This window comes from Dactylosporangium sp. McL0621 (genome assembly GCF_049995355.1).
GTDB lineage: Bacteria > Actinomycetota > Actinomycetes > Mycobacteriales > Micromonosporaceae > Dactylosporangium.
Map to the genome: position 1 here is coordinate 951,411 of NZ_CP188259.1, position 21,920 is coordinate 973,330.

Below are 21,920 nucleotides of genomic sequence, written 5' to 3' on the forward strand. Positions count from 1 at the left end.
CCGCGACGTTAGTTGGCGGCGACGCCGTACTGGCCCTCGCCACCGTGGAACTCCGTGCCCTGCGCGAAGGACGCGTCGAAACGCTGCGACAGGGCGTCGAGCTCACCGAACTCCGCCTGGTGCGAGTCCTGGGCACCCTCGGCCGCGAACACGTGGTCGTCCACCGACGCGTCGTGCGAGTAGTTCGTGTAGTCGTCGGACTCCGCGTGCACGACGCCCGGCTGGTCGAACTCCTCGTGGTGACCCTGCGCGAAGTCCGTCGACGTGGCCGCGTGGTGATCGTTCTCGTACACCCCGAACTGGCTGTGCGCGTCATGCTCCGAACCATGCGCCTGGTGCAACTGGTCCAGACCATCGTGCTCCTGGCCCGACTCGAAATGCCCGTAGTCCACGTCGCTCATATCGTTTCCCCCTGGAAAGTCGCTGTTGACAAGAACATTAGGAGCCGGGCCGGAACACCGAATCCCGGAAACGTGCCACGCGGATCAGTAGGGCGCGGTGTAGAAGGTCTCCCAGATGCCGGCCGCCGTGCGGTTCGCGATGAGCGCCGCGTTCCCGCCGTTCTCCGCGGTCACGTAGTTGCGTTGGCCAGGGCGCGCAGCGTCACGCCGCCGCCGCCCGGGCCTACGGTCAGGGGGAACTTCTCCCACGCGCCGATCGTGGCCCGGTCGGCGGCCATGGGCTGCACGCCGTAGTTGCTCGACACGTACTTGCCGGTGGCCACCGACAGCAGGCTGAACGAGCCGTCGGCGTTGTTCGACGAGCGGAAGTACGCCGCCGGGGTGAGCTGGATGCTGCTCGCCCGCAGCGTGCCTCGGCGCCGGGGACGACGTACCGGCCGTAGTAGCGCAGCGCGATCGTCGTGCCGTCGACCTCCACCACGTCGACCACGTCGCCGTTCGTGGTGCCGGTGCCCTGCAGGACGTTGTCGAGGCCGTTCAGGACGACGAACTTGTTGTTGCCGTTCGTCATCAGCACCTCGCTGTCCAGCACCCGGTTGACGGTGCGGTCTGGACGCCGGTCGAGCTCAGGCCGTACTTGTCGGTGACGGTCAGCGTGACGGTGTACGTGCCGGTGGTGGCGTAGATGTGCTGGAGGTACCCGTCGGGGTCGCTCACCGGGGCGGTGCCGTCGCCGAAGTCGAAGACGTAGGACAGCGCGTCGAGAACCAGCCCTGGGCCGACCAGCCACCGCCCGCCGTGACGGTCATGTCCTGGACCCCGACGTCCAGGACGGCGGTCGGGGCGTAGGGGGCGGCCGTGGCGTAGGCCAGGCCCGTCACCGGGTAGGGCGCCGGCCGGGAGGTGACCGTGCCGGTCGGCAGGTCGATCCAGGCGAGGTGGGACTGGTCGGAGGCGACCTGCGCGAGCCGGCCGTCCGCCGTGATCGAGATCTCCGCCGGGCTGTCGGGGACGGCGATCGTGCGCGTCACCGCGGCGGTCGCGGTGTCGACGACCGACACCGACTTCGCCGCGTTGTTCGTCACGTAGACGGTCCGGCCGTCCGGCGTGACCGCCGCGCCGGTCGGGCGCGCGCCGACGGGCACGGTCGCGGTGACCGTGTTCGTCGCGGTGTCGATGACCGAGAGGGTGGCGTCGAGCCGGTTCGGCACGTAGGCCCGGCGGCCGTCCGGGCTCACCGCGACGGCGGCCGGCTCGTCGCCGGTCGCGACGAGGCCGAGCAGCCCGAGGCCGCCCGCGTCGACGACCGCGAGCTGGTCGGTGTCGGCGATGGGTGCGTAGATCCGGGCGCCGTCCGGGCTCAGGGCGAGGCCGCGCGCCGGGCCGGGGAGCGTCACCCGGGCGGTGACCTGGCGGGTCGCGGTGTCTACCGCGGCCAGGACGTGGTCGCCGCCGTCGGCGGCGAACAGCCGCCGCCCGTCCGGGGCCACCGCCAGCGCGTACGGCTTGTGAAGAAGAGGAGCGGGACGGTCCACATTGTGCAGTCGGGCGGTCAGCCGCGGGGCTGCGGGGTGAGCAACGGGGGCGCCGACGGCGGATGGAACGGCGGCGGGTTCTCGACGCCCGCGGCGCGCTCCAGGAGGGCGACCAGGCCGGCCCGGGTCGCGACCACGACCATCGTGTGGGTGCGGTCCAGGGTCCGCCAGGTGTTCTGCTCCGGCGCCCAGAAGGTCTGGACGCCCACGCCCAGGCCCGCGCGGCCGGTCTGCACGGCCACGAGGCGGACCAGGCCCGGCTCGCTGACCCCGCGGAAGTAGTGCCCCTCCAGCTGCGAGCCCGCCCCGACGGGGACCTCGGCCACGAGCAGCACGCGGCGGCCGACCGGGATGGTGTCGATGACCTCGCTGCCGACCATCGACGCGGCGAAGGCGGGCGCGGCCAGGTACGACACGCTGCGTGAAAGATTGATGTCGAACGCGGTCTTGATGCGCTGCGCGAACTCCTCCTCGAAGAGCCGCAGCACGACCCGCAGCTTGGCCTCGGGGTCGGCGCGGCGGCACAGGTCGCGGCCCAGCAGGGCGGCCTCGAGGTTCGTGACGTCCGCCGTGGTGACCACGACCAGGCAGCGGGCGGTGGCCACGGACGCGGAGGTGAGCGTGTCGGGGTTGGTGACGTCGCCGATGATGACCGGCAGGCCGAGGTCGCGGCCGACCTGCACGCCGCGGGCGCGCTCGTCGCGGTCGACGGCGACCACGTCGATGCCGAGGTCGTGCAGCTCCTGGAGCACCCGGGTGCCGACGTTGCCGAGGCCGACCACGACCACGTGACCGGCGACGGGCTCGGTCAGGCCGCCGGCCGCGATCGCCAGGCGGGCCTTGATCACGATGCCGACGACGGCGGCGGTGATCGCGGGGATGACGGCCACGCCGACGACGACCAGGACCAGGTCGACCGCCTGCGACGGGACCGAGGCGTCGTCCTGGGGGTTGGCGCCGCCGAGCGCGGTGAGCACCGCGAGGTACATCGCCTTCCACACCCCGACGTGACGCACGGTGGCCACCGCGACCGTGCCCAGGGCCAGCACGGCGACGATGCTCGCCAGGATCCGGCGCAGGCCGCCGCCGATGAGCAGCCGGGACAGGCGCATCGGGTGGCGGTGGCGCCGGCGGCGCGGTTCGAGGTCGCGCCGGCCGTACACGCTGGTGAGCACCAGGTCGGCGAGCCCCTCGTCGGCCGGCAGGCTCTCCCCGAGCGCGGTGATCGCCAGGCCGCAGCGGATGTCGCCGGGGTTGGCCAGGGCCCGGTCGACGGCCATGAGCTGCTGGCCGTCGGAGAGGCGGATGGTCGTGGGGTTGCTGTCGCCCAGCGCGGCGGCGACGAAGGCCGGCGCGGCGATCTCCGAGGCCGACAGCACCGCGCAGTTGGACAGCCGCTCGACGACGCCGGCGCCGAGGCGGGTGTTGAACATCCGCAGCACGACCCGGATGGTCGGGTCGACCTCGCGGGCGATCAGCGCGGCGTCGACGTTTGCCACGTCGTCGGTGTCCACGAACGCGATGGCGTCGGCGTCGGTCAGGTCGGCCGTCTCGAACACGGCCCGGGTGACCCTGCGGGCGGCGATGAGCACCGGGCGGCTCAGCGGGTCGTCGTCGGCCCGGATGTCGGCGATCTCGCGGGCCTGGCCGGCCGCGAGGTCGGGCACGATGACCGTCACCTGGGCCGAGTACGTGTTGATCAGCTCACCGACCAGCCGGCGGGCGAGCGCGTTGTCACCCCACACGACGAACTTGCGCACGGCGCCGATCGTAACGACGAAGCGCTACCCGCAGGGAGGCGGAAAACCCTGCAACAGATTGACGTTGTACAGCAGGATGGCGTACTTCCCGACGTCGTGGCGCTCGGCCGGGGCGCCCCACATGTGTTCGGCCTGCTCGGGGGTCCCGTAGAACGGGCGGTCCTTCTCGAACACGACGAATCGGGCGTCGTGCGCGGCCGCGTCGTACATCGTGTTCTTCGACTGCCAGCAGAAGGGCACGAGCCGGTCCCCGCCGCCGACGACGGGCGCCACGACGACCCGGTTCTCGGTGGTCACGGTGATGTTGTTCGAGGCCCAGTAGGCGCCCAGGCCGTAGGACAGGCCCCGTTGCCGCAGGAAGTCCGCGGCCTCCTGGGCCTCGGACGGCTCGGCCCGGGGCGGCGAGTAGACGACCACGGTGAGCGCGAAGACCGCCAGCACGGCGGCGAGGGCGCCGCGGCCGAGCCTGACCCCGCGCGCGGAGGACGCCAGCCAGGGACCGGCGAAGCGCCCCGCCAGGGCCGCGGCCATCGGCAGGATCGGCGCGATCTCCCGGGCCGCCATCAGGTCGACGGAGATGGTGGAGACGATCTCGGCGCCCAGGTTGCAGGTGATCGCCGCGATCATCACCGAGTCCACCCGGTCGGCCGTGCCGCGCACCGCGCGCACCAGGGTGACGGCGAAGGCGGCGAGCGCCACCGCGAAGCCGATCAGGTGCAGCAGCGAGAGAAGGATCTCGAACGCGGCCGGGTGCCAGCCGGGCCGGTGGGTGCCGAAGATCACCCCGGCCATGCGGGCCGTCATCCAGGCCCGGTGCGGCCAGTCCGCCAGCGGCGCCAGCTCGATCGGCGGGTGCGGCGACTGGAAGGCGCCGAGCGCGTCGAGCAGGTGGCGGAAGCCGCGGGAGACGACCACCGAGACCACGGCCGCGGCGACCAGGGACAGCTCGTAGACGCGTTCGCCGGAGCCCGCGCGCAGGGCTCGGTAGGCGCAGACGACGGCCAGCGGTACCGCACCCACGAACGTGATGAGCGGGTCGCCCATCGCGCCCCAGCCCAGCACCAGCGCCACCAGCACCGGGGTCCACACGCGGTGCCGGAGCCGGTCGAGCACGAGCCAGGCCAGGACCAGCGGCACCCCCGAGCCCGTGTGGTTGGGCGAGGAGAGCAGCGTCTGGTACCCGGTGCCGGGAACGGGCAGGAGGAGGACCGCGACCGCGACCCCCACACGCAGCCACGCCTCGCGGCCCGTGGCCCGGCCCTTGGCCAGCGCCGCGGCGAGGAACAGGATCATCGTGTAGGTGATGGCCGCCGTCACGTGCACCTGGTCGGCCGTGACCCCGGTGAACCACTGCACGATGCCGTACTGCACCAGCTCCGTCGGGTAGAACGACACGTCGGAGAGGGCCCAGCCCTTGAGCAGCGGGTTGCCGTGGAACATGTCCCAGGCCTGCAGCGCGTTGCTGGCGCCGTCGCCGTTGATCGGGAACGCGCGGGCCATCCGCAGGTACGCCAGGACCAGCCCGACGGCCACGACGACGCTTCCGGCCCCGATCAACACCCTCTGACGCACCCGGGCAGGGTATCCGATTACTCGTATTCGTCGGCCAGCTCCCGGTATGCGGCGAGCACCACCTCCGTCCGCGACACCAGGTCGGGCTCGGGCCGCGAGCGCAGCGAGCCCAGCAGCGCCTCGGCCGCCGTCACCCGCAGCCGCGCCCGGGTCTGGGCGGCCCGCTGGTCGAGAAAGTCCTGGCAGAGCCCGGCCAGCCGGCGCAGCTGCCCGGCCCGGCGGCGCACCTCGGCGTCGACGTCGGTGAGCCGCTGCCCGATCTCGGCCTGCCGGTCGGTTACCGTGCTGAACAGGCTGCCGGCCCCGATCGGCTCGCCGACCGAGGCGCGCAGGTCGCGGTCGGCCGCGCGCAGCTCGCCCCGCTCGGCGAGGGCCTGGGCGAGGTCCCACAGCGCCCGCTCCAGCGTCCGGGTCGGGTCGTCCGGCTCGGCCAGCCGCTCCAGGGCCGGCCAGGTCAGCCGGATGCGGTCGGCGTTGGCCGCGGCCGCCTCGAACTCGGTGCGGTCGCGCGGGTCGGTCAGGTACCGCCGCAACGCCGCCCCGCGCCGTGTCGGCGCACGCACGAGCGCGTAGCCGGCCAGCAGGAACACGGTCGCCGCGACGATCGCGAGCACCCCGCGCAGGGCCGCGGGCGGGGCGAGCCAGTGGATGGCCAGCGCCACCGCGGCCGCCACCGTGAGCGCGGTCGCATAGAGCGCGTGGACCCACTTGTCGACCGGCCAGAAAGGGCCCGCGGGTGTACCCGTCGAGCCCGGCCGGGGCCCGGTCTCGTCCCCGATCGCGGCGAGGCTGCGCTCCACCGCGTTCCCGCCGCGCTGGAGCACCCCGACGCGGAACCCGCGCAGGTAGTCGATCACCGCGCGGCCCGCCGCTGCCGGGTGCGGGCGGCCAGGCTGGCGACCACGAGCGCGATCAGGGCCCCGAGCACCCCCCAGGCGACCCCGCCGAGCACGGCCGCGGCCGACGCGGCCGGGATGGACAGCGGGCCGAGCCGCCCGGGCAGGTGCTGCGCGGGCGCGGCGGCGAGCGTGACGAGCGCGGCGGCGGCCAGGCCCAGCAGCGGGGCGTACGGCTGCGGGACCAGGGCCGCGAGCACGGCCGTCAGCAGCACCCCGAGCAGCGGACCGAGCCACGGCAGCACGGTCAGCAGGCCGACGGCGACCGCCGCGGCCTGCGGGTGGCCGACCCCGCACGCGGACAGGACCGGCCAGGCCACCGCCGCCGCCAGCGCGCCCCACAGGCATCGATGGGTGGCGGCGGTGGCGGTCCCGGCGACCCGGGCCGGCCGCGAGCCCGAGCGCAGTATCAGCACCGGCTCCGGCATCGGCTCGACGACCCGGACAACCGGACCCGCTCTCACGCCGCCACCTCCGCAAGCTCCGGCGGCGGCGCGAAACAGCTGTGCCTGTGGTGAACGGCCCCTCCGCTCCGCTCCGGACCGCTCACAGAAGCCTGAGTTCCCGCGCGCGCTCGACGGCCTCCCGCCGGCGGCCGGCGTGCAGCTTGCGGTAGATGTTCTTGACGTGCGTCTTCACGGTGTTGACCGAGACGTACAGCGTGGAGGCGATCTCCAGGTTCGACATGGTGCCCTGCAGGTAGCGCAGCACCGTGAGCTCACGCTCGGTCAGCGGCTCGACCAGGTTGGCGTCCCCGCCGTTGCGCGAGCCCCCGGCCAGCGGCGACGAGCCGGCCGCCAGCTCGGCCGCGAGCGGGTGGTAGACCGGCAGCAGCGGCGCGAAGTTGGCCAGCAGGTCGCGCACCGGGTGCCCGCCGACCAGGAACGGGCGGCGGAAGCTCTCCTCCTCGGCGATGTCCAGCGCCACCTCCAGGCCGCGCAGCACCCGGTTGCGGTCGCCCAGCGTCCGCCCCGCCAGGCTGGTCAGGATGGCCGCCTGCACGGTCCAGGTCAGCGCGGTGTCGACCGACGGGGTGGCGTACTGCGCGGCCGTCGTCGCCGCGGCCGCCGCCTTGCCCTCGATGAGCGCCGCGGACGCGTCCACGCACGCGGCCCAGCCGGGGAACACCTCCGGGTCGCCGCCGGTGGCCACGAGCCGCCGGGCCGCGCCGAGGTCGCCGCCGCCGATGCGCAGCTCCGCCTCGGTCAGCGCGAGCCCGCGCTCGACCGCCGGGGCCAGCGCCGCCCCGCCCAGCTCGCGGCGGGCCGTGTGCAGCACCTCCAGCGCCGCGGCGAGCCGCCCGGAGCCGTGGCGCAGCTTCGCGCGTACGGTCGCGATCGACACCAGCAGGTCGGGGTCCCCGGCCGCCAGGTCCAGCGCCTCGTCCAGCAGGCGGTCGGCCTCCGCGATGCGGTCCCACTCGCCGTAGACGCCGGCGAGGGCCATGCGCACCCAGCCCAGGTCGGTGGCGTCGGTGATGCCGAAACGGTCAGCGGTCACCAGTGCCTGCCGGCCCAGCCGGGCGCTGGCCCGCAGCCGGCCGCGCATCGACTCGAGCACCGCGAGCTGGGAGGCCGCGCAGACCTGAGCCTGGGCCAGGCCGGCGCGCTGGGCCAGCACGAGCGCGCCGTGCAGTGGGGCCCCGGCCGCGCCGAGCTCGCCGAGGCGCAGGCGGGCCTCGCCCTCATCGAGGAGCGTCAAGGCCCGAGTTTCATCGTTATTTGCCGATATTTCGGACACCTCGGCGAGCATCCGGCGCGGGTCGCCGCCCAGCCACGCCTCGGCCGCGACGAACGCGCGGAACATCGGCGTGGTGCGGTCCTCGCCGCAGCGGCGCAGGAAGTCGCGGGTGCCCTCCAGGTCGCCGACGCGCAGCCGCTCGGCCGCGAACGCCAGCGGGAGCCGGGGGTCGGTCGACTCCTCGGCCGCCGGGGCGTGCGGGGCGGCCTCGTGCGGGCGGTCGTACCGCACCCCGCCCACGATGTCCGGCCAGGAGCGCTCGAGCGTCTCGACCGCCCCGGTCCAGTCCTCGGCCAGCAGCGCGTGGCGCAGCGCCTCGGCCGGGATGCCGTAGGTGCCGTGCCAGGCGGCCGCCCGCCGGTGCAGGTCGGCGACCCGTTCCGGGCTGCGGCGCAGCAGCTCGGCGTGCAGGGTGCGGGCGAAGAGGGGGTGGAAGCGGTACCAGCCGCCCGGCCCGGCGTTGCGGGTCAGGAACGCGTTGGAGCCCTTGAGCTCGGCCAGCACCCGCGCGCCGTCGTCGCGGCCGGTGATCGCCTCGACCAGCCCGGCGTTGAGCCGCGGGGCGATCGCCGTCTCCAGCAGCAGCCGCCGCGTCTCGATCGGCAGCGGTTCGATCACCTCGCCGGTGAGGAAGTCGCCGACCGCGCTACTGAACGCGCCGCCGTCGTCGAGCACCCGCTCCGGCTCCGGGTGCCCGCGCATCGCCATCGCGGCGAGGCGCACGCCGGCCGGCCAGCCCTCGGTGATCGAGTGCAGCGAGTACAGCGTCGCGCTCGGCAGCACCACGTCGTGGGCCGCGAGCAGCTGGGCGGTCTCGGCGATGGTGAGCGACAGGTCGCTCGTGCGCATCTCGGTCAGGGAGCCGTCGACCCGCCAGCGGTACAGCGGCAGGGAGGGGTCCCGCCGGCAGGACAGCACCAGGCGCAGCTTGCCCATCCCGTGGCGGACCAGCGCCTCGAGCTCCGCCAGCGCGTCCGGGTCGCTGATCTCGCGCACGTCGTCGACGACCACCACGTGCGGCCGCTGCAGCGAGTCGACCACCCGCAGCAGGTTGTCGCCGTCGCTCTTGCCCCCGGGCGTGTCCGTCGGCTCGGACAGCGCGCCGAGCAGCTGCCCGGGCACGTCCGCGCCCCCCTCGACGTGCGAGGTCACCCAGCGCACCACCGGCAGCTCGCCGGCGTCGCCGATGCGCACCGTGCGCGCCCAGGCGACCAGCGCCGCCGTCTTGCCCCAGCCGGCCGGCGCAGTGACCAGCGTCAGCGGCGCGCGCACCGCGGCGTCCAACTGCGCGACCACCCGCTCCCGCAGCACGTACCCCGGCGGAAGATCCGGCACCGCCACCGACGACGACGCCGCGAAATTTCGGCGATCCTGCTGTACCAACGCTTGTGACACCCGTGCCCCCCGATATCGCTTTCCCGGCCCTGTTTCGACGCGGATGGCTCGCAGTTTTTCCACTCGTCTTTCATCCGGGCCAAACGTCACGAGCAAAGCATCGGCGCACGCTGCGGCGCCTCACCCGGCCCGGGTGGTCCACCCGCCTCAAGCCCAGCGATTTCCCTTACGTGCCAACGGTTCCATTGACACCATTGCACCGCCGCGCCGGGTGCCGGAGGCTCACCCGATTCGGATGACGCGCGCTCACCACGGTCGTCGGCAGCGTTGACCGCTGCCGCCCGTCATTCGCAACGGGCTTGGGGAGGAGGACCAGCGAGCATGAGCGCGGTTGTGGGCGAGATCGAGCTGAGCCCCGCAAACGGATTCGAGCTGAGCCTGAGGGGCTACCACCGCCCGCAGGTCGACCGGTACATCGCCACCTTGCAGATGCGGCTCACCACCGCCGAGACGGAGCTGGCCGCGGCCCGCTACCGCGAGCAGCAGCTCAGCGGCCGGGTGGAGCGCCTCGGGGCCGAGCTGGAGGAGTGCCGGTGCGCCGACGAGTCCTCCAAGGCCGTCGGCGGGCGCATCCAGCGGATCATCGAGCTGGCCGAGGAGGAGGCCGGCGCCCTGCGCACCCAGGCCCGGGAGGACCTCGATGGCGCCCGGGCGGCCGGCGAGGCGCTGCTCGCCGACGCCCGCAAGCACGCCGAGGACGCCATGCGCGACTTCCAGGCGGCCCTCTCCCAGCGCCGCGCCGAGGAGGCCCGCGTCGAGGCGAACCGGCGGGCCCAGTGGGACGCCCGCCGCCAGCGGCAGCGCGAGGCGGCCGAGAACCTCCTGGCCACCACGCGCTCGGTCGGCAACGACACGGTGCAGGTGACCCGGCGGCTGCTCGACGCGCTCATCGCCGAGCACAGCAAGCTGCTGGCCGATGTGGAGACCGCCGAGAAGGAGATGGCCAACCTCTCGTCCGCGTGATGGCGATCGGGCAGGTGCTTCACCCCGCCCGGGTGAGGACGGATCACTCCGGTACCGGGCAGGATCTCTTATGTGACAAGGCAAACGACGGACGGACCGGGGCCGATGACTGCTGCATCGTCCACTGTGGTCTGTCCGGTCCCGCCAGCCGCGGGCGTCGCGTCGTCGGTGGTCCCCGGCGCGACGAACCCAGCTGGGTCGCTCGGTGAAAACCGTTGAGCAGGGGGTACTCAACGGTCCCAGGAGTCAGTGGTGAAGATGGCCCACGTCCTGAGCACCGGCCGGCCTTCAGCGAGGGCGGCGGGAGCCGATGGGTGGGCGGCTGATCCGGAGGAGGCCGCCCACCCATCGCAAGTCACACCACGAACCGGGGCGGCGCGCTCCCAGGCCCGCGCCGTCCTTTTTTCTGCCATCGTGAGGGCATGGCGTCCTCGCTGATCCATCGGCTGCGGCACATGCTCACCCCGCACTCCCATGACGCGGCGGACAAGGTCGACCCGGCGATGGAGGGCTCCCGTGAGGGACTCCGGGCGCTGTGGGTCTCGCTGGTCGGCCTGGGGGCCACCGCCGCGCTCCAGGGCCTGGTCGCGGCCTGGTCCGGCTCGGTCGCCCTCCTCGGCGACACCCTGCACAACGTGGCCGACGCGCTGACGGCGGTGCCGCTGGGCATCGCCTTCCTCGTCGGCCGCCGCCCGGCGAACCGGCGGTACACCTACGGCTACGGCCGTGCCGAGGACCTGGCCGGCATCGCCATCGTGCTGACCATCGCCGCGTCGGCCGCGCTGGCCGCCTACGCGGCGGGGGAGCGGCTCCTGCACCCGCAGCCCGTGAGCCGGCTGCCCTTCGTCGCGGCCGCCGGCCTCGTCGGCTTCGCGGGCAACGAGCTCGTCGCGCGGTACCGCATGCGCGTCGGCCGCCGCATCGGCTCGGCCGCCCTGGTCGCCGACGGCCTGCACGCCCGCACCGACGGCTACACGTCCCTGGCCGTCCTGCTCGGCGCCGGCGGCGTCGCCCTCGGCCGGGCCTGGGCCGACCCCCTGATCGGCCTGCTCATCACGCTGGCGATCCTGTTCGTGCTCAAGGACGCGGCGCGGGAGGTGTACCGCCGCCTCATGGACGCGGTGGACCCGGCCCTGATCGCGGACGCGGAGGCGGCCCTGGCGGCGACGCCGGGGGTCGTACGCGTGGCGGCGCTGCGCATGCGCTGGATCGGCCACCGCCTGCACGCGGAGACGGACCTGGTGGTCGGCTCGGACCTGTCCCTGACGCGGGCCCACGAGATCGCGGTGGACGCGGAGCACCGGCTGCTGCACGCGGTCCCGCGCCTGACCGCGGCGACGGTGCACCCGGACCCGGCGACGGCCCACGCCCACGACCCGCTGGACCACCACCGGGACCCGTCGGCCGGGCCGGCCCCGGACCACCCGGACCTGGGCGCGCCGGAGCACGGACACTCACACAGACACTGACATGCGAAAAGTCCGGCAACCCCGCGGGAAGCCGGACTTTTCGGTGGGCATTGACATGCGAAAAGTCCGGCAACCCCGCGGGAAGCCGGACTTTTCGGTGGGCATTGACATGCGAAAAGTCCGGCAACCCCGCGGAAAGCCGGACTTTTCGGTGGGCACTGACATGCGAAAAGTCCGGCAACCCCGCGGGAAGCCGGACTTTTCGGTGGGCAGCGATGGTGTCAGCGCGGGCGCATGCCCGGGCCCGAGGTCGGCGCCGTGGACGACGGGTCCTCGGCGCGGTGGGACGCGGACGTTTGCGGTGTCTCGCCCGCGTACGGCGGCGGGGCCGTGCGGTCCGGGCCGGCCTGCGGTGCGCCGCCCGTGTACGGGTGGGGCGCGCCGGTCTGCTGCTCGTCCGGGACCGGCCGGGGCTGGTTCATCGGGAAGCCCGTGTCGCGGGCCTGCTGCTGGTCCGCACGGTGGACGCCGCCCACCGGCGCGGCCGGCGGGAGCTCCTCGCGGGGCGCCCAGTGCACCGTCAGCGCGAAGAGCACGATCACGTCCAGGGCGATCATGAGCAGCGACCAGACCGGGTACGCGCCCAGCCAGGCGATCTGCGACAACGCGTGCAGGGAAACGATCACGATCGCGGCGACGCGGGCCGCCACGCTGCGCAGGAGCAGGCCGATGCCGCACAGGGTCAGGAGCGCGCCGAAGACGATCATCACCACGCCCACGCCGGTGAGGTCCACCACGACCAGGCTGTCGCCGTCGATGAACGTGACCTGGTTCTCCAGCAGCGCTACGAGCCCCTCGAGAATGTTGAGGACCCCGAGCACCGCGAGCAGGACGCCCGCGAACGTGATCCAGCCGGACCAGACGCCGGCTCGGCGGGTACTGGTGTCAGCCATTGCTTCTCCTTCTCGAATGAGGTCGCCCCGGGATGGGCCGCGGCGGACAAGAGAGGAGGCGCCGCGGCCGGATCCGGCGAAACTCGTGTGGCGACCTCCCTCCCTTGGACATGCGGTTACCGGTGCTTTTGCCTGTGATCGTTCGGCTTGCCCGGATGAGGGGGCATCACCCGGTGCGTGTGAAGGGCTCCGGCGCCGGGACGTCCGCCGGGCCTCACCCGGAGTGGGTGAGGCCCAGTCACCCGCGGCCGTCCGCACAATGCGGTCGTGGAGATGGCCTGGATCCCCGGTGGCACCTTCGCCATGGGTGCCGAGGGCTTCTATCCGGAAGAGGCGCCCGTACGCAAGGTCGCCGTCGATGGCTTCTGGATCGACTCGCACCCGGTGACGAACGCGGAGTATGCGCTGTTCGTGCAGGAAACCGGGTACGAGACGGTTGCGGAACGGATCGACGAGCAAGGCCCGCCGGGCTCGATGGTGTTCGTGCAGCCGCCCGGCCCCGTGCCGCTGCGCGACTGGCGCGTGTGGTGGGAGCTGCGGCCGGGTGCGTCCTGGCGGCAGCCCTTCGGCCCGGGCACCGACATTCGCAAGCGTTCGGCCCACCCCGTGGTGCACATCGCCTACGAGGACGCCGCCGCCTATGCACGCTGGGCCGGCAAGGACCTGCCGACCGAGGCCGAGTGGGAGTTCGCGGCGCGCGGCGGGCTCGACGGGGCGCCGTACCCGTGGGGCGACGACCCGGAGCCGGGCCGCGCCAACATCTGGCAGGGGATCTTCCCATGGCTGGACCGCACCGACGACGGGCACGGCACCAGCCCGGTCGGCGCGTTCGCGGCCAACGCCTACGGCCTGTTCGACGTGGTCGGCAACGTGTGGGAATGGACCTCGGACTACTATCGCTCGGGCAACGCGCGCTTCGGCGAGGTCGAGGGTGAGATCCCGCAGAACCCGCGTGTCGACTCACCACCCGGGGCTACCGTCTTCAGCAGCCGAGTGGTGAAGGGTGGTTCCTACCTCTGCTCGACGGGGTACGACCACCGCTTCCGGCCCGCGGCGCGCCAGCCGGAAGCCATCGATAATGGTAGTTGCCATGTCGGCTTCCGATGCGTGCGGCGACAGGCCCCCGTAGCTGCGACAATAGCCGGGTGACCACGGACTGTATTTTGTTCACCCCCTACGGGTGAGGCGACATCACCTTTTGTCGCCTCACAATCCCGTGGTCATCCGCCGTGCTGCGGTGGGTGGGAGGGGGCGAAATACGTTGGGGCAGAAAACGCTCGTTGACACCATCACCCGTCCCGCACTGCACTTCGCAGTGCCTGAGCCGCCCCGCTATCACGTGCCGCGACCGCGTCTGCTGGACGCTTTGGATCGCGCCGTTGCGGGGCCTTTGACATTGATTTCCGCTCCGGCGGGGTGGGGCAAGACCACCCTGCTGGCCGAGTGGGTGGCGGCCGGGCGAGCACCCTGGCCGCTGGCGTGGCTGACCGTCGAGGCGCACCACGGCCCACGCTTTTGGGAGCACGTGCTCGACGCGGTCACCCAGACGACCGGCGAGGAGCCGGCCGAGAGCGGCGCGGACGGGCCGGGTGAGGCCCTGGAGGCGCTCGTCACCCTGCTGCGCCGGGCCGGACCGCCGGTGGTGCTGGTCCTGGACGACCTCCAGGAGCTGTCGGTCCCGCGGGTGTGGGGTGAGCTCGAGACGCTGCTTTCCCAGGCGGGTGACCGCCTGCGTCTCGTGATCTCCTGCCGGACCGATCCGGCGCTCACGCTGTACCGCTTCCGGATCCGCGGCGCCCTGAGCGAACTGCGGACCGGCCCGCTCGGCTTCACCCTGGACGAGACCGCGCAGATGCTGAACGCGCACGGCGTCCGGCTGGCCGAGTCGGCCCTCGTCGAGCTGCACGCGGTGATGAAGGGGTGGGCCGCCGGCCTGCGCCTCGCCGCGCTCGCGGTGCAGGGTCACCCGGAGCCGGACAGTCTGGTACCGCGGTTCGCCCTGCAGGACCGGGCGCTGGGGGAGTACCTCGTGGGCGAGGTGTTCGACACGCTGCCGGAGGACGTCCGCGAGGTCGTGCTGTGCACCTCGGTGCTCGACCAGGTCAGCGCCGAGCTCGTGGAGGCGCTGACCGGCCGCGTGGACGGGGCCCGCATCCTGGGCCAGCTCGAGCACTCGAACCTCTTCGTGGTGCAGGGCAGCGGCAATTCGGGGATGTACCGCTGTCACCCGCTCTTCGGCCTGATGCTCTACGACGAGCTGCGGCACCGCCGGCCCGAGCAGGTACGCCAGCTGCACCGGCGGGCCGCCGACTGGTTCTCCGCGCACGACCAGCCGGCGGACGCTCTTCGCCATGCCCTGGCCGCGCGCAACTGGAGCCAGGCCTCGGACCTGCTCGCCGCGAGCTGGCAGGAGCTGGTGCCGGGCGCCCGGGTGCGCACCATCAAGGAGCTGGTGCCGCCGCCTCCGCAGGAGGTGCGCAACGATCCGAAGCTGGCCCTGGCCTTCGCGGCCGAGCGGCTCGACGCGAGCGACCCGCAGGGCACGGAGACGTTCCTGCACCTGGTCGACCGCTCGCAGCACACGCTTGTGGAGTCGGCGCGGGCCGAGCTGCGCCCGATCGTCGACAGCTTCCGCGTGGCCGAGGCGCACCAGAGCCAGAAGCCCGAACAGGTGCTGGCGACCGCGCCGCTGCTGCTGCGCGAGGACACCGGCCTCGACGACCAGGACACGGCCCGGATGCGGGCGCTGGCCCTCGTCGCGGTCGGCGGCGCCCGGCTCATCCAGGGCGATCTCGTCGCCGCCGAGCTGGCGCTGCAGGAGTCGCTGATCCTGGCCCGCCGCTGCGGCGGCGTGCAGTCCCAGCTCGCCGCGCTGCGCCAGCTCGCGCAGCTCAACGCGGCCCGGGGCCGGCTCACCGCGGCGATGCGCTACGGCAAGGAGACGCTCGCGCTGGCCGACCGCGAGGGCCGCACCCAGGGCAACGACGTGGTGTGGGCCCAGCTCACCGTGGCCGAGGTCTGCTACCTGCAGGCCCGCGTCCGGGCGGCCGAGCACTACCTCGACCGGGCCCTCGACGGCGGCGGCCTGGCCGACCCGGCGCTCGTGGCGGTGGCGACCATGACCCGCGCCCACATCCGGGCCGCGGCCGGGGATGCGCGCGCGGCGTGCACGGAGCTGGCCGCGATCCGGCGGCAGCTGGCCGACTGGCGGTACACGCCGAGGATGCAGCACTGCGTCACGCTGGCCGAGGCCGAGCTCCGGCTCGCGGCGGGCGACACCGAGGCGGCCAAGCGGCTGCTGACCCTGGAGCCGGTCGAGATGCTGGCGCCCTGGCTCGGTGTCGTGCGCGCCAAGGCCCACCTGGCCGAGCGTCGGCCGGCCGCGGCGCTGGGGGCGGTTCAGCCGTACCTGGAGCACACGGTCGGCTCGCTCGTGTGGACGGTCGACGCGAACCTCACCAGCGCCCGGGCCCTGCGTGCCCTGGGCGACCGTTCCAAGGCCGGACGGGCCCTGGAGCAGGCCCTGCGCCACGCCGACGACGAGTCGATCCGCTGGCCCTTCGTCGCCGGTGGCCAGCCGGTGCGGGAGCTGCTCGTGACGTACCTGCCGGCCGGCAGCGGCTACCGCGGCCTGGCCGAGGACATCGCGCAGGAGCTCAACGGCTTCGGCCGGCCGCCGGCCGCGGCGGGGGAGCTCGCCGAGCCGCTGACCGAGCGGGAGCTGGCGGTGCTGCGTTACCTGCAGGGGACGCTGTCGGCGGGGGAGATCGCCTCGATGCTGTACGTCTCGGTCAACACCGTGAAGACGCACATGAAGAACATCTACCGCAAGCTGGGGGTCGGCCGCCGGCGGGAGGTGATCGAGCGCGCTCGTGAACTCAATCTCCTGTAGCACCAGCCGCCTTTAGGAGCGCGAACCCACAGCCGGGTTCGCGCTCCTTTGTGCTTGGTGGTTGGTGTTTGTGCTCGGGCGCGGGCGTGCGGGGTGTCGGGGTGTGCGGGCATGCGGGGTGTGCGGGCATGCGGGGTGTACGGGCATGCGGGGTGTGCGGGCATGCGGGGTGTGCGGGCATGCGGGGTGTGCGGGCATGCGGGGTGTACGGGCATGCGGGGTGTGCGGGCATGCGGGGTGTGCGGGCATGAAAAAGCGGCGGCGGCCTCCCGGTGGGGAGGACCGCCGCCGCTTTTCCGGCGGGGTGAGACGGGTCAGCGGTTGACGTACGGCCGCGCGCCGATCGCGGCCAGCTCCTCGGGCTCGCCGCCGTCCACGCTCTCCGCCGCGATCGCCGCCTCGCCGGCCAGCACCAGCGGCAGGGGGTCGATCAGCGGGTCGAGAGAGTCGAGGGAGGCGCGCTGGACCGGCACGTGCGCGTCGGCCGGCGGCACGGTGGCCTGGCCCACGGCGCGCACCCAGACCGTCGGGGTGTCGCCGACGAGCTCCGCCTCGATGGTCTCCTCGACGAGCGCCGAGGCCACCGGCGCGCCGACGGACGCGGTCACGATCACGGTGTCGTCCTGCGACCCGACGCCGACCGTCCGCAGGTGCTCCGACAACGCATGGGTCGTCGGGTCCTCGATGACGTCCGGCGGCAGCAGGTCGATGGTGATGATGTCGTCGCGGGAGACACTGTGGCGCACGGGCGGGCGGCCGGCCTTGTGGCGCCCGTGGTACGCGTCCGAGCGGCTGTTGCGCCGCAGCGTCAGCTTCGCCACCGGGACCGGGCGCAGGGGCCGGACGGGCCGGATGGCCTCGTCGTCCTCGGCGGCCACCACGCTGCCGCGCGGCACCGTCAGGATGAACAGGATGATCACGTCCAGCGTGACCATCAGCAGCGACCACGCCGGATAGGCGCGCAGCATGGCCAGCTGCGAGATCGCATGCAGCGCCACGACGCTCGCCGCCACCGCCTTCGCGTTCGGGCGGCCCGCGCGCAGCACGAGGCCCGCCACGGCCAGCAGTGCACCGAGCGTCGCCGTGGCCGCGGCCCAGGTGCCGGCGCTGGTGAACGCCACATCGTTGCGGTCGAATCCGACCTTGTTGCCGGCAAATGCCACCAGCAGTCCCTGCGAGACGTTCAGGGTGCCCACCAGCGTGAGCATCGTGGTACCGAACGTCCGAAATTCCTTGACCCGCATCCGCCCGACTTCTCCTCGTTCTAAAAATGACGGCAAACAAACGTGAGGCCGTGCCGGTCCCCGGTCGAAACCAAGGACCGGCACGGCCTTATATCCCCCGTAAACGCGAACCCGGTCCTCTCGGACCGGACCCGCACTTTTGTTCCCCCCGGAACAGGCCCGACCCGTGGTGTCCGGTCCCGCCGCCCGCGGCACCGGACACCGGCGCAGACCCCTCCACGCCGGTCGCGGGGGCGCCGGCTGACCCCTCCCGCGGACGTGGGTGGGTCTCCCGGCTTCCCCGTTCCCGGACTTCGGCGCCTGCCCAAGTCGGCAACGTGTCGTGCCTGAGAACATGATTCGAGCGAGCCGGGTGAATGGGGATCACCCTCGATGGGTGAACGGCCGGGTGGCGCGCGGGCACACGCCGGAGGGCCGGTGCTACACGGGCTCGGCGGCGAGCAGGCAGGCGTCGTCGTCGGGGTTGCCGCGGTGGGCGCAGTCCAGCGCCGTGCGCAGCCGCTCGCCCGGCGCCGAGGCGCGCACGGCCACCCCCACCTCGTCGGCGAGGCCCTGCACGCCCTGGTCGATCGCGCGGTCGCGGCGCTCGACGACGCCGTCGGTGTACATCAGCAGCAGGTCACCCGCGTCGACGACGATGGACGCGGTGGCGTAGCGCGCGGCCGGGTCGACACCGAGCGCCATGCCGAACGGCTGGGCCAGCGCGCTCACCCCGGCCGCGGTGGCCCGCAGGATCGGCAGGTGCCCGGCCCGGGCCCAGGTCAGCGAGTGGTCGGCCGGGCGGAAGCGGCCGCACACGGCGGTGGCCAGCACGGTCGACGGGCGCCGGCAGAGCATCCGGTTGAGGGCGGCCAGGATCGCGCCCGGCTCGTCCCCCGCCAGCGCCAGCCGGGTCATCGCGGCCCGCAGGTGCAGCATGGTGGAGGCGGCGGGGCGGCCGTGGCCCATCACGTCGCCGACGGCGAGCATGACATCCCCGCCGGGCAGGGGCGTGCTGAGGTACCAGTCCCCGCCGACGGGGCCGGCGTGCCCCGCGACGGCGTACCGCACGCCCACCCGCACACCGTTGACCTGCTCCCGTAAACCAGTCATGGGCCATATCGTGTCCCCGCCCCGGCCCCCGGCGACTCGCCTGCGGCGGGTGAGGGCCTAGATGAGGCTCAGCTCGCGGCCGCGTCGCACAGCGTCACGTCGGCGGCTGACACCCAGCTTGCGGTACACGTGCCGGACATGGGTCTTGACGGTGTTCGCCGAGACACTGAGCACCGTGGCGATCTCGGCGATGGACAGCATGCTGCGCAGGTACTGCAGCACCAGCGTCTCGCGCTCGGTCAGCGGGTCCGTCATGTGCTCGGCGGCCACGTCGAACACGTCCTCAGCCGGCTCGGGCTCGGGCTCCTCGTCCCGCCCGGTCTCCGCCGGCCCCTTCAGCAACCCGGCGATCCACGCGCTCTGGCCGAGGAACGGGGCCCGGATGCCCTCGGGCGCGGCCACCCGCAGCGCGAGCTCCATCTGCTCGGCCGCGCCCGCGGCGTCGCCGAGGCGGTGCAGCGCCTGGGCCAGCAGGACCCCCGCCACGACCGCCACCGTCAGCGCCGGCGACGGCGCGGCGAGCAGCTCCTCCAGCTCGCGGGCGGCCGTCTCCGGGCGGTCGCGGGCCAGCGCCGTCCGGGCGCGGGCCAGCGCCACGGCGGGGGAGCCGGGCACGTGCCGGTCGAGCTCTTCGAGCACCGCGAGGGCCTTGTCCGGCTGCCCCTCGGCCAGGTACAGGTCGGCCTGCAGGACCCGTGCGGCGATCTCGGCGGTCGGCGGCAGGGCGCCGATCCGGCCGCCCAGCAGCGGCTCCAGGACCTCCGCCGCGCCGGCCAGGTCGCCGCAGTCGAACTGCAGCAGGGCCAGGCTGAGGATGCCGCTGAGCCAGCCGTGCGGGTCGGGCGGCATCTCGGCGGTGATGCTCTCGTCGAGGTGGTACCGCGCCTCGTCGAGCTGCCCGCGCAACCGGCACACGGCGGCGAGCACCAGCCGGGCGTAGCTGATGTTGCGCGACTCCGCGATGCCCGCGTCGCGGCTGCCGTCGAGCACGCGGCGCGCGCACGCCACGGCCGCCGACAGCCGTCCACGATGCAGGTGCACCAGCGCCTGCTGCCGGTTCGCCTGCACGATGAGCAGGTTGAAGCCGGACTTGCGGGCCAGCGCGGCGCCGCGCTCCAGGGCGGCGTCGGCGTCCTCGATCGCGCCGTCGGCGATCGAGGACCCCGCGATCGTGAGGTGGGCGGCCGCGCGGGCGCCGTCGGCCGCGTCGGCGTAGAGGTGCTTGCCGGCCGCCTCGTCGGTGCGCTGCAGCAGGCGCGCGGCCGCGTCCGCGGAGCGGCCCGGGTCCTCGGCCGTGATCGCCTCGGCCAGGCGCATCGCGGCCAGGATCTCGGCGTCCAGCGGGGTCGGCGCCTCGCCCAGCGCGCGCTCGCCGAGGCGGATGAACGCGGACATGCCGGCCGTGTCGCCGGTGTCGCGGCAGCAGACGGCCAGCGCAAAGGCGAGCATCGGGCGCTCGGCGATGTCCCGGGGAGGCTGCGGGCCGGTCCGCGGCGCCATAGCGCGCGGCCCCGACCCGCAGAGCTCCGGCCAGTACTGAAGAAATAATCGTTCGGCGCTCACCCAGTCGGCGCCGAACACGGCGTGCACGACGGCGTCGCCGGGCAGCCCGTTCGCGGCGTACCAGCCGGCCGCCGCGCGGTGCAGGGCGCCCTCCTCGGCGGCGAGCACCGTGCGCACCTCGGCGCGCAGCACGGAGCGCAGCAGGCGGCGGTAGCGGTACCAGGAGTGGGAGCCGCCGTAGAACGTGGCCAGGGCGTTGGCGCGGCTCGCCTGGGCCAGCTGGCGGGCCCCGTTGCGGCTGCCGGACAGCGCCTCGACCAGGCCCGGGCAGACCGTCTCCACGATCGAGGTGCGCAGCATGACCTCGTACACGTCCGGGTCGAGGTGGGCCAGGATCTCCCGCTGCACGTACTCGGTCAGCCCCACCTGCTCGTTCAGCCCGGCCTCGCCCACGAGCAGGTCGGTGACCACCCGCTCGGGCTCGTGCCGGCCGACCATCGCAGAGAGGGCCACCGCCACGGCGGCCGGCCAGCCCTCGGTGACGTGCCAGAGCGTGTGCCGGAAGTGCTGCGCCAGCCGCACCCCGAGCCGCTGGGCGAGCCCGGTGACCTCGGTCTGGGCGAAGGCGAGGTGGTCGGCGCGCAGCTCGGTGAGCTGGCCGCGCACCCGCCAGCGGTACAGCGACAGCGGCGGCTCGCTGCGGGCCAGCAGCAGGAAGCCGATGCGCTCGCCCAGGCGGGTCATCAGCCGTTCGACCCGGCGCAGCACCGTGCGGTTGGTGACGTTGTGCAGGTCGTCGAGGACCACCACCGGGCGCTCGGGCAGCCGGCCGTTGTTCCACGCGTAGGTGGCGGGGTCCAGCGCGATGCCCGCGGCGTTCAGCGCGGACGTGAGCTGGCGCCAGGCCGCGGCCCCGCAGTTCGGCTCGAACCGCACGTAGGCGGTGCGCCCGGGCGGCCGACCGGCGCGGATCCACGACGCTGCGAGCACGGTCTTGCCCCAGCCCGTCGGCGCGCAGACCAGGGTGACCGGCTGCTGCACCGCCGCGTCGAGCTGGTCGAGCAGTCGTTCGCGCTCCAGGTGTACCGCGGGCAGGCCCGGTACTTCCCGATCGGGCACGATTTCGGCGGGTTCCGGCCGCACCTCCAGGGACCGCGCGGTGCCGGCCCACCCCGCCGAGCCCAGGAACCGCTCGGCGGCGTCGTTGTGCGCCAATCTGTCAAGCGTGGTTTCGCCGTGGTGGCTGCTATGCACCGTCACTCCCGAAGACGCGGGTCTACGACGTGCCCGGATTGGCACCTTTCCCGTGCTGATTGGCCATGTTCGACGTCGAACACCATAGAACCCGGAGCCCGTTTCGTGGAGGGGCTCATTGAGTTTCGTCGATGCATACAGGCGTGGAGGGTCCCCCGTTTCCTCATTTTGAGCGCGACTGCAATAGACGCACATCGATTTATTGCAGGGGTACAGCCAACCGCGAGTATGCAATTGCGTGGGCGAATGGGGGCTTTTGCCCAATTTTGCTGTCGGCGTGTCTTGGCACAAGCCATGCACCGATTACGGAG

Annotated in this window: 17 protein-coding genes; 4 read left to right on the top strand and 13 right to left on the bottom strand. The window is 73.4% G+C overall.

The genetic code is table 11. From position 1 onward, the window contains the following. Positions 1-8: 8 nt before the first annotated feature. The 9 genes from ACPPVO_RS04460 to ACPPVO_RS04500 form a co-directional block, all read right to left on the bottom strand. Positions 9-401, bottom strand: a complete 393-nt coding sequence (locus tag ACPPVO_RS04460) for a hypothetical protein (RefSeq protein WP_426510001.1) — start codon at positions 399-401, stop codon at positions 9-11. Between the two features lie 170 nt (positions 402-571). Next, a complete protein-coding gene (locus tag ACPPVO_RS04465) occupies positions 572-724 on the bottom strand; it encodes a hypothetical protein (RefSeq protein ID WP_426510009.1) in 153 nt (50 codons plus the stop codon). 247 nt (positions 725-971) lie between these two features. Then, positions 972-1,118 (bottom strand): PKD domain-containing protein, encoded by a 147-nt coding sequence (locus tag ACPPVO_RS04470; protein WP_426510010.1) that lies wholly within the window; start codon positions 1,116-1,118, stop codon positions 972-974. After that, a complete protein-coding gene (locus tag ACPPVO_RS04475; RefSeq protein ID WP_426510011.1) occupies positions 1,115-1,936 on the bottom strand; it encodes a cytochrome D1 domain-containing protein in 822 nt (273 codons plus the stop codon). The genes ACPPVO_RS04470 and ACPPVO_RS04475 overlap by 4 nt, the downstream gene beginning before the upstream one ends. 17 nt (positions 1,937-1,953) lie before the next feature. Next, the gene (locus tag ACPPVO_RS04480; RefSeq protein WP_426510012.1) at positions 1,954-3,696 is read right to left on the bottom strand and encodes an NAD-binding protein; all 1,743 of its coding nucleotides are present in this window, start codon (positions 3,694-3,696) and stop codon (positions 1,954-1,956) included. 24 nt (positions 3,697-3,720) lie between these two features. Then, positions 3,721-5,268 (bottom strand): hypothetical protein, encoded by a 1,548-nt coding sequence (locus ACPPVO_RS04485; protein WP_426510013.1) that lies wholly within the window; start codon positions 5,266-5,268, stop codon positions 3,721-3,723. Between the two features lie 17 nt (positions 5,269-5,285). After that, positions 5,286-6,125, bottom strand: a complete 840-nt coding sequence (locus ACPPVO_RS04490; RefSeq protein ID WP_426510014.1) for a hypothetical protein — start codon at positions 6,123-6,125, stop codon at positions 5,286-5,288. Then, on the bottom strand, positions 6,122-6,628 hold the full coding sequence (locus tag ACPPVO_RS04495) for a hypothetical protein (RefSeq protein WP_426510015.1): 507 nt from the start codon (positions 6,626-6,628) through the stop codon (positions 6,122-6,124). Before ACPPVO_RS04495 ends, ACPPVO_RS04490 begins: the two co-directional genes overlap by 4 nt. Before the next feature lie 82 nt (positions 6,629-6,710). Beyond that, positions 6,711-9,299, bottom strand: coding sequence for a LuxR C-terminal-related transcriptional regulator (locus tag ACPPVO_RS04500; RefSeq protein WP_426510016.1), 2,589 nt, complete (start codon positions 9,297-9,299; stop codon positions 6,711-6,713). 321 nt (positions 9,300-9,620) lie between these two features. Here ACPPVO_RS04500 and ACPPVO_RS04505 point away from each other — a divergent pair, with 321 nt between their 5' ends. Next, on the top strand, positions 9,621-10,262 hold the full coding sequence (locus ACPPVO_RS04505; protein WP_426510017.1) for a hypothetical protein: 642 nt from the start codon (positions 9,621-9,623) through the stop codon (positions 10,260-10,262). A 422-nt stretch (positions 10,263-10,684) separates the two neighbouring features. Continuing rightward, on the top strand, positions 10,685-11,731 hold the full coding sequence (locus tag ACPPVO_RS04510) for a cation diffusion facilitator family transporter (RefSeq protein ID WP_426510018.1): 1,047 nt from the start codon (positions 10,685-10,687) through the stop codon (positions 11,729-11,731). A 221-nt stretch (positions 11,732-11,952) separates the two neighbouring features. On the opposite strand, the gene ACPPVO_RS04515 is transcribed toward ACPPVO_RS04510, so the two are convergent. Further along, positions 11,953-12,624, bottom strand: a complete 672-nt coding sequence (locus ACPPVO_RS04515) for a DUF7144 family membrane protein (protein WP_426510019.1) — start codon at positions 12,622-12,624, stop codon at positions 11,953-11,955. A 273-nt stretch (positions 12,625-12,897) separates the two neighbouring features. Here ACPPVO_RS04515 and ACPPVO_RS04520 point away from each other — a divergent pair, with 273 nt between their 5' ends. After that, on the top strand, positions 12,898-13,773 hold the full coding sequence (locus tag ACPPVO_RS04520; protein ID WP_426514535.1) for a formylglycine-generating enzyme family protein: 876 nt from the start codon (positions 12,898-12,900) through the stop codon (positions 13,771-13,773). 190 nt (positions 13,774-13,963) lie between these two features. Further along, positions 13,964-16,516: a LuxR C-terminal-related transcriptional regulator gene (locus ACPPVO_RS04525; protein WP_426510020.1), complete on the top strand. Its 2,553-nt coding sequence runs from the start codon at positions 13,964-13,966 to the stop codon at positions 16,514-16,516. 314 nt (positions 16,517-16,830) lie between these two features. Here ACPPVO_RS04525 and ACPPVO_RS04530 read toward each other — a convergent pair whose 3' ends face one another. From ACPPVO_RS04530 to ACPPVO_RS04540, 3 genes are all read right to left on the bottom strand, one after another. Continuing rightward, positions 16,831-17,760 (bottom strand): DUF7144 family membrane protein, encoded by a 930-nt coding sequence (locus ACPPVO_RS04530; RefSeq protein WP_426510021.1) that lies wholly within the window; start codon positions 17,758-17,760, stop codon positions 16,831-16,833. 420 nt (positions 17,761-18,180) lie between these two features. Continuing rightward, on the bottom strand, positions 18,181-18,852 hold the full coding sequence (locus tag ACPPVO_RS04535; RefSeq protein ID WP_426510022.1) for a PP2C family protein-serine/threonine phosphatase: 672 nt from the start codon (positions 18,850-18,852) through the stop codon (positions 18,181-18,183). A 57-nt stretch (positions 18,853-18,909) separates the two neighbouring features. Then, positions 18,910-21,570: a LuxR C-terminal-related transcriptional regulator gene (locus tag ACPPVO_RS04540; protein ID WP_426510023.1), complete on the bottom strand. Its 2,661-nt coding sequence runs from the start codon at positions 21,568-21,570 to the stop codon at positions 18,910-18,912. Positions 21,571-21,920 lie beyond the last annotated feature (350 nt).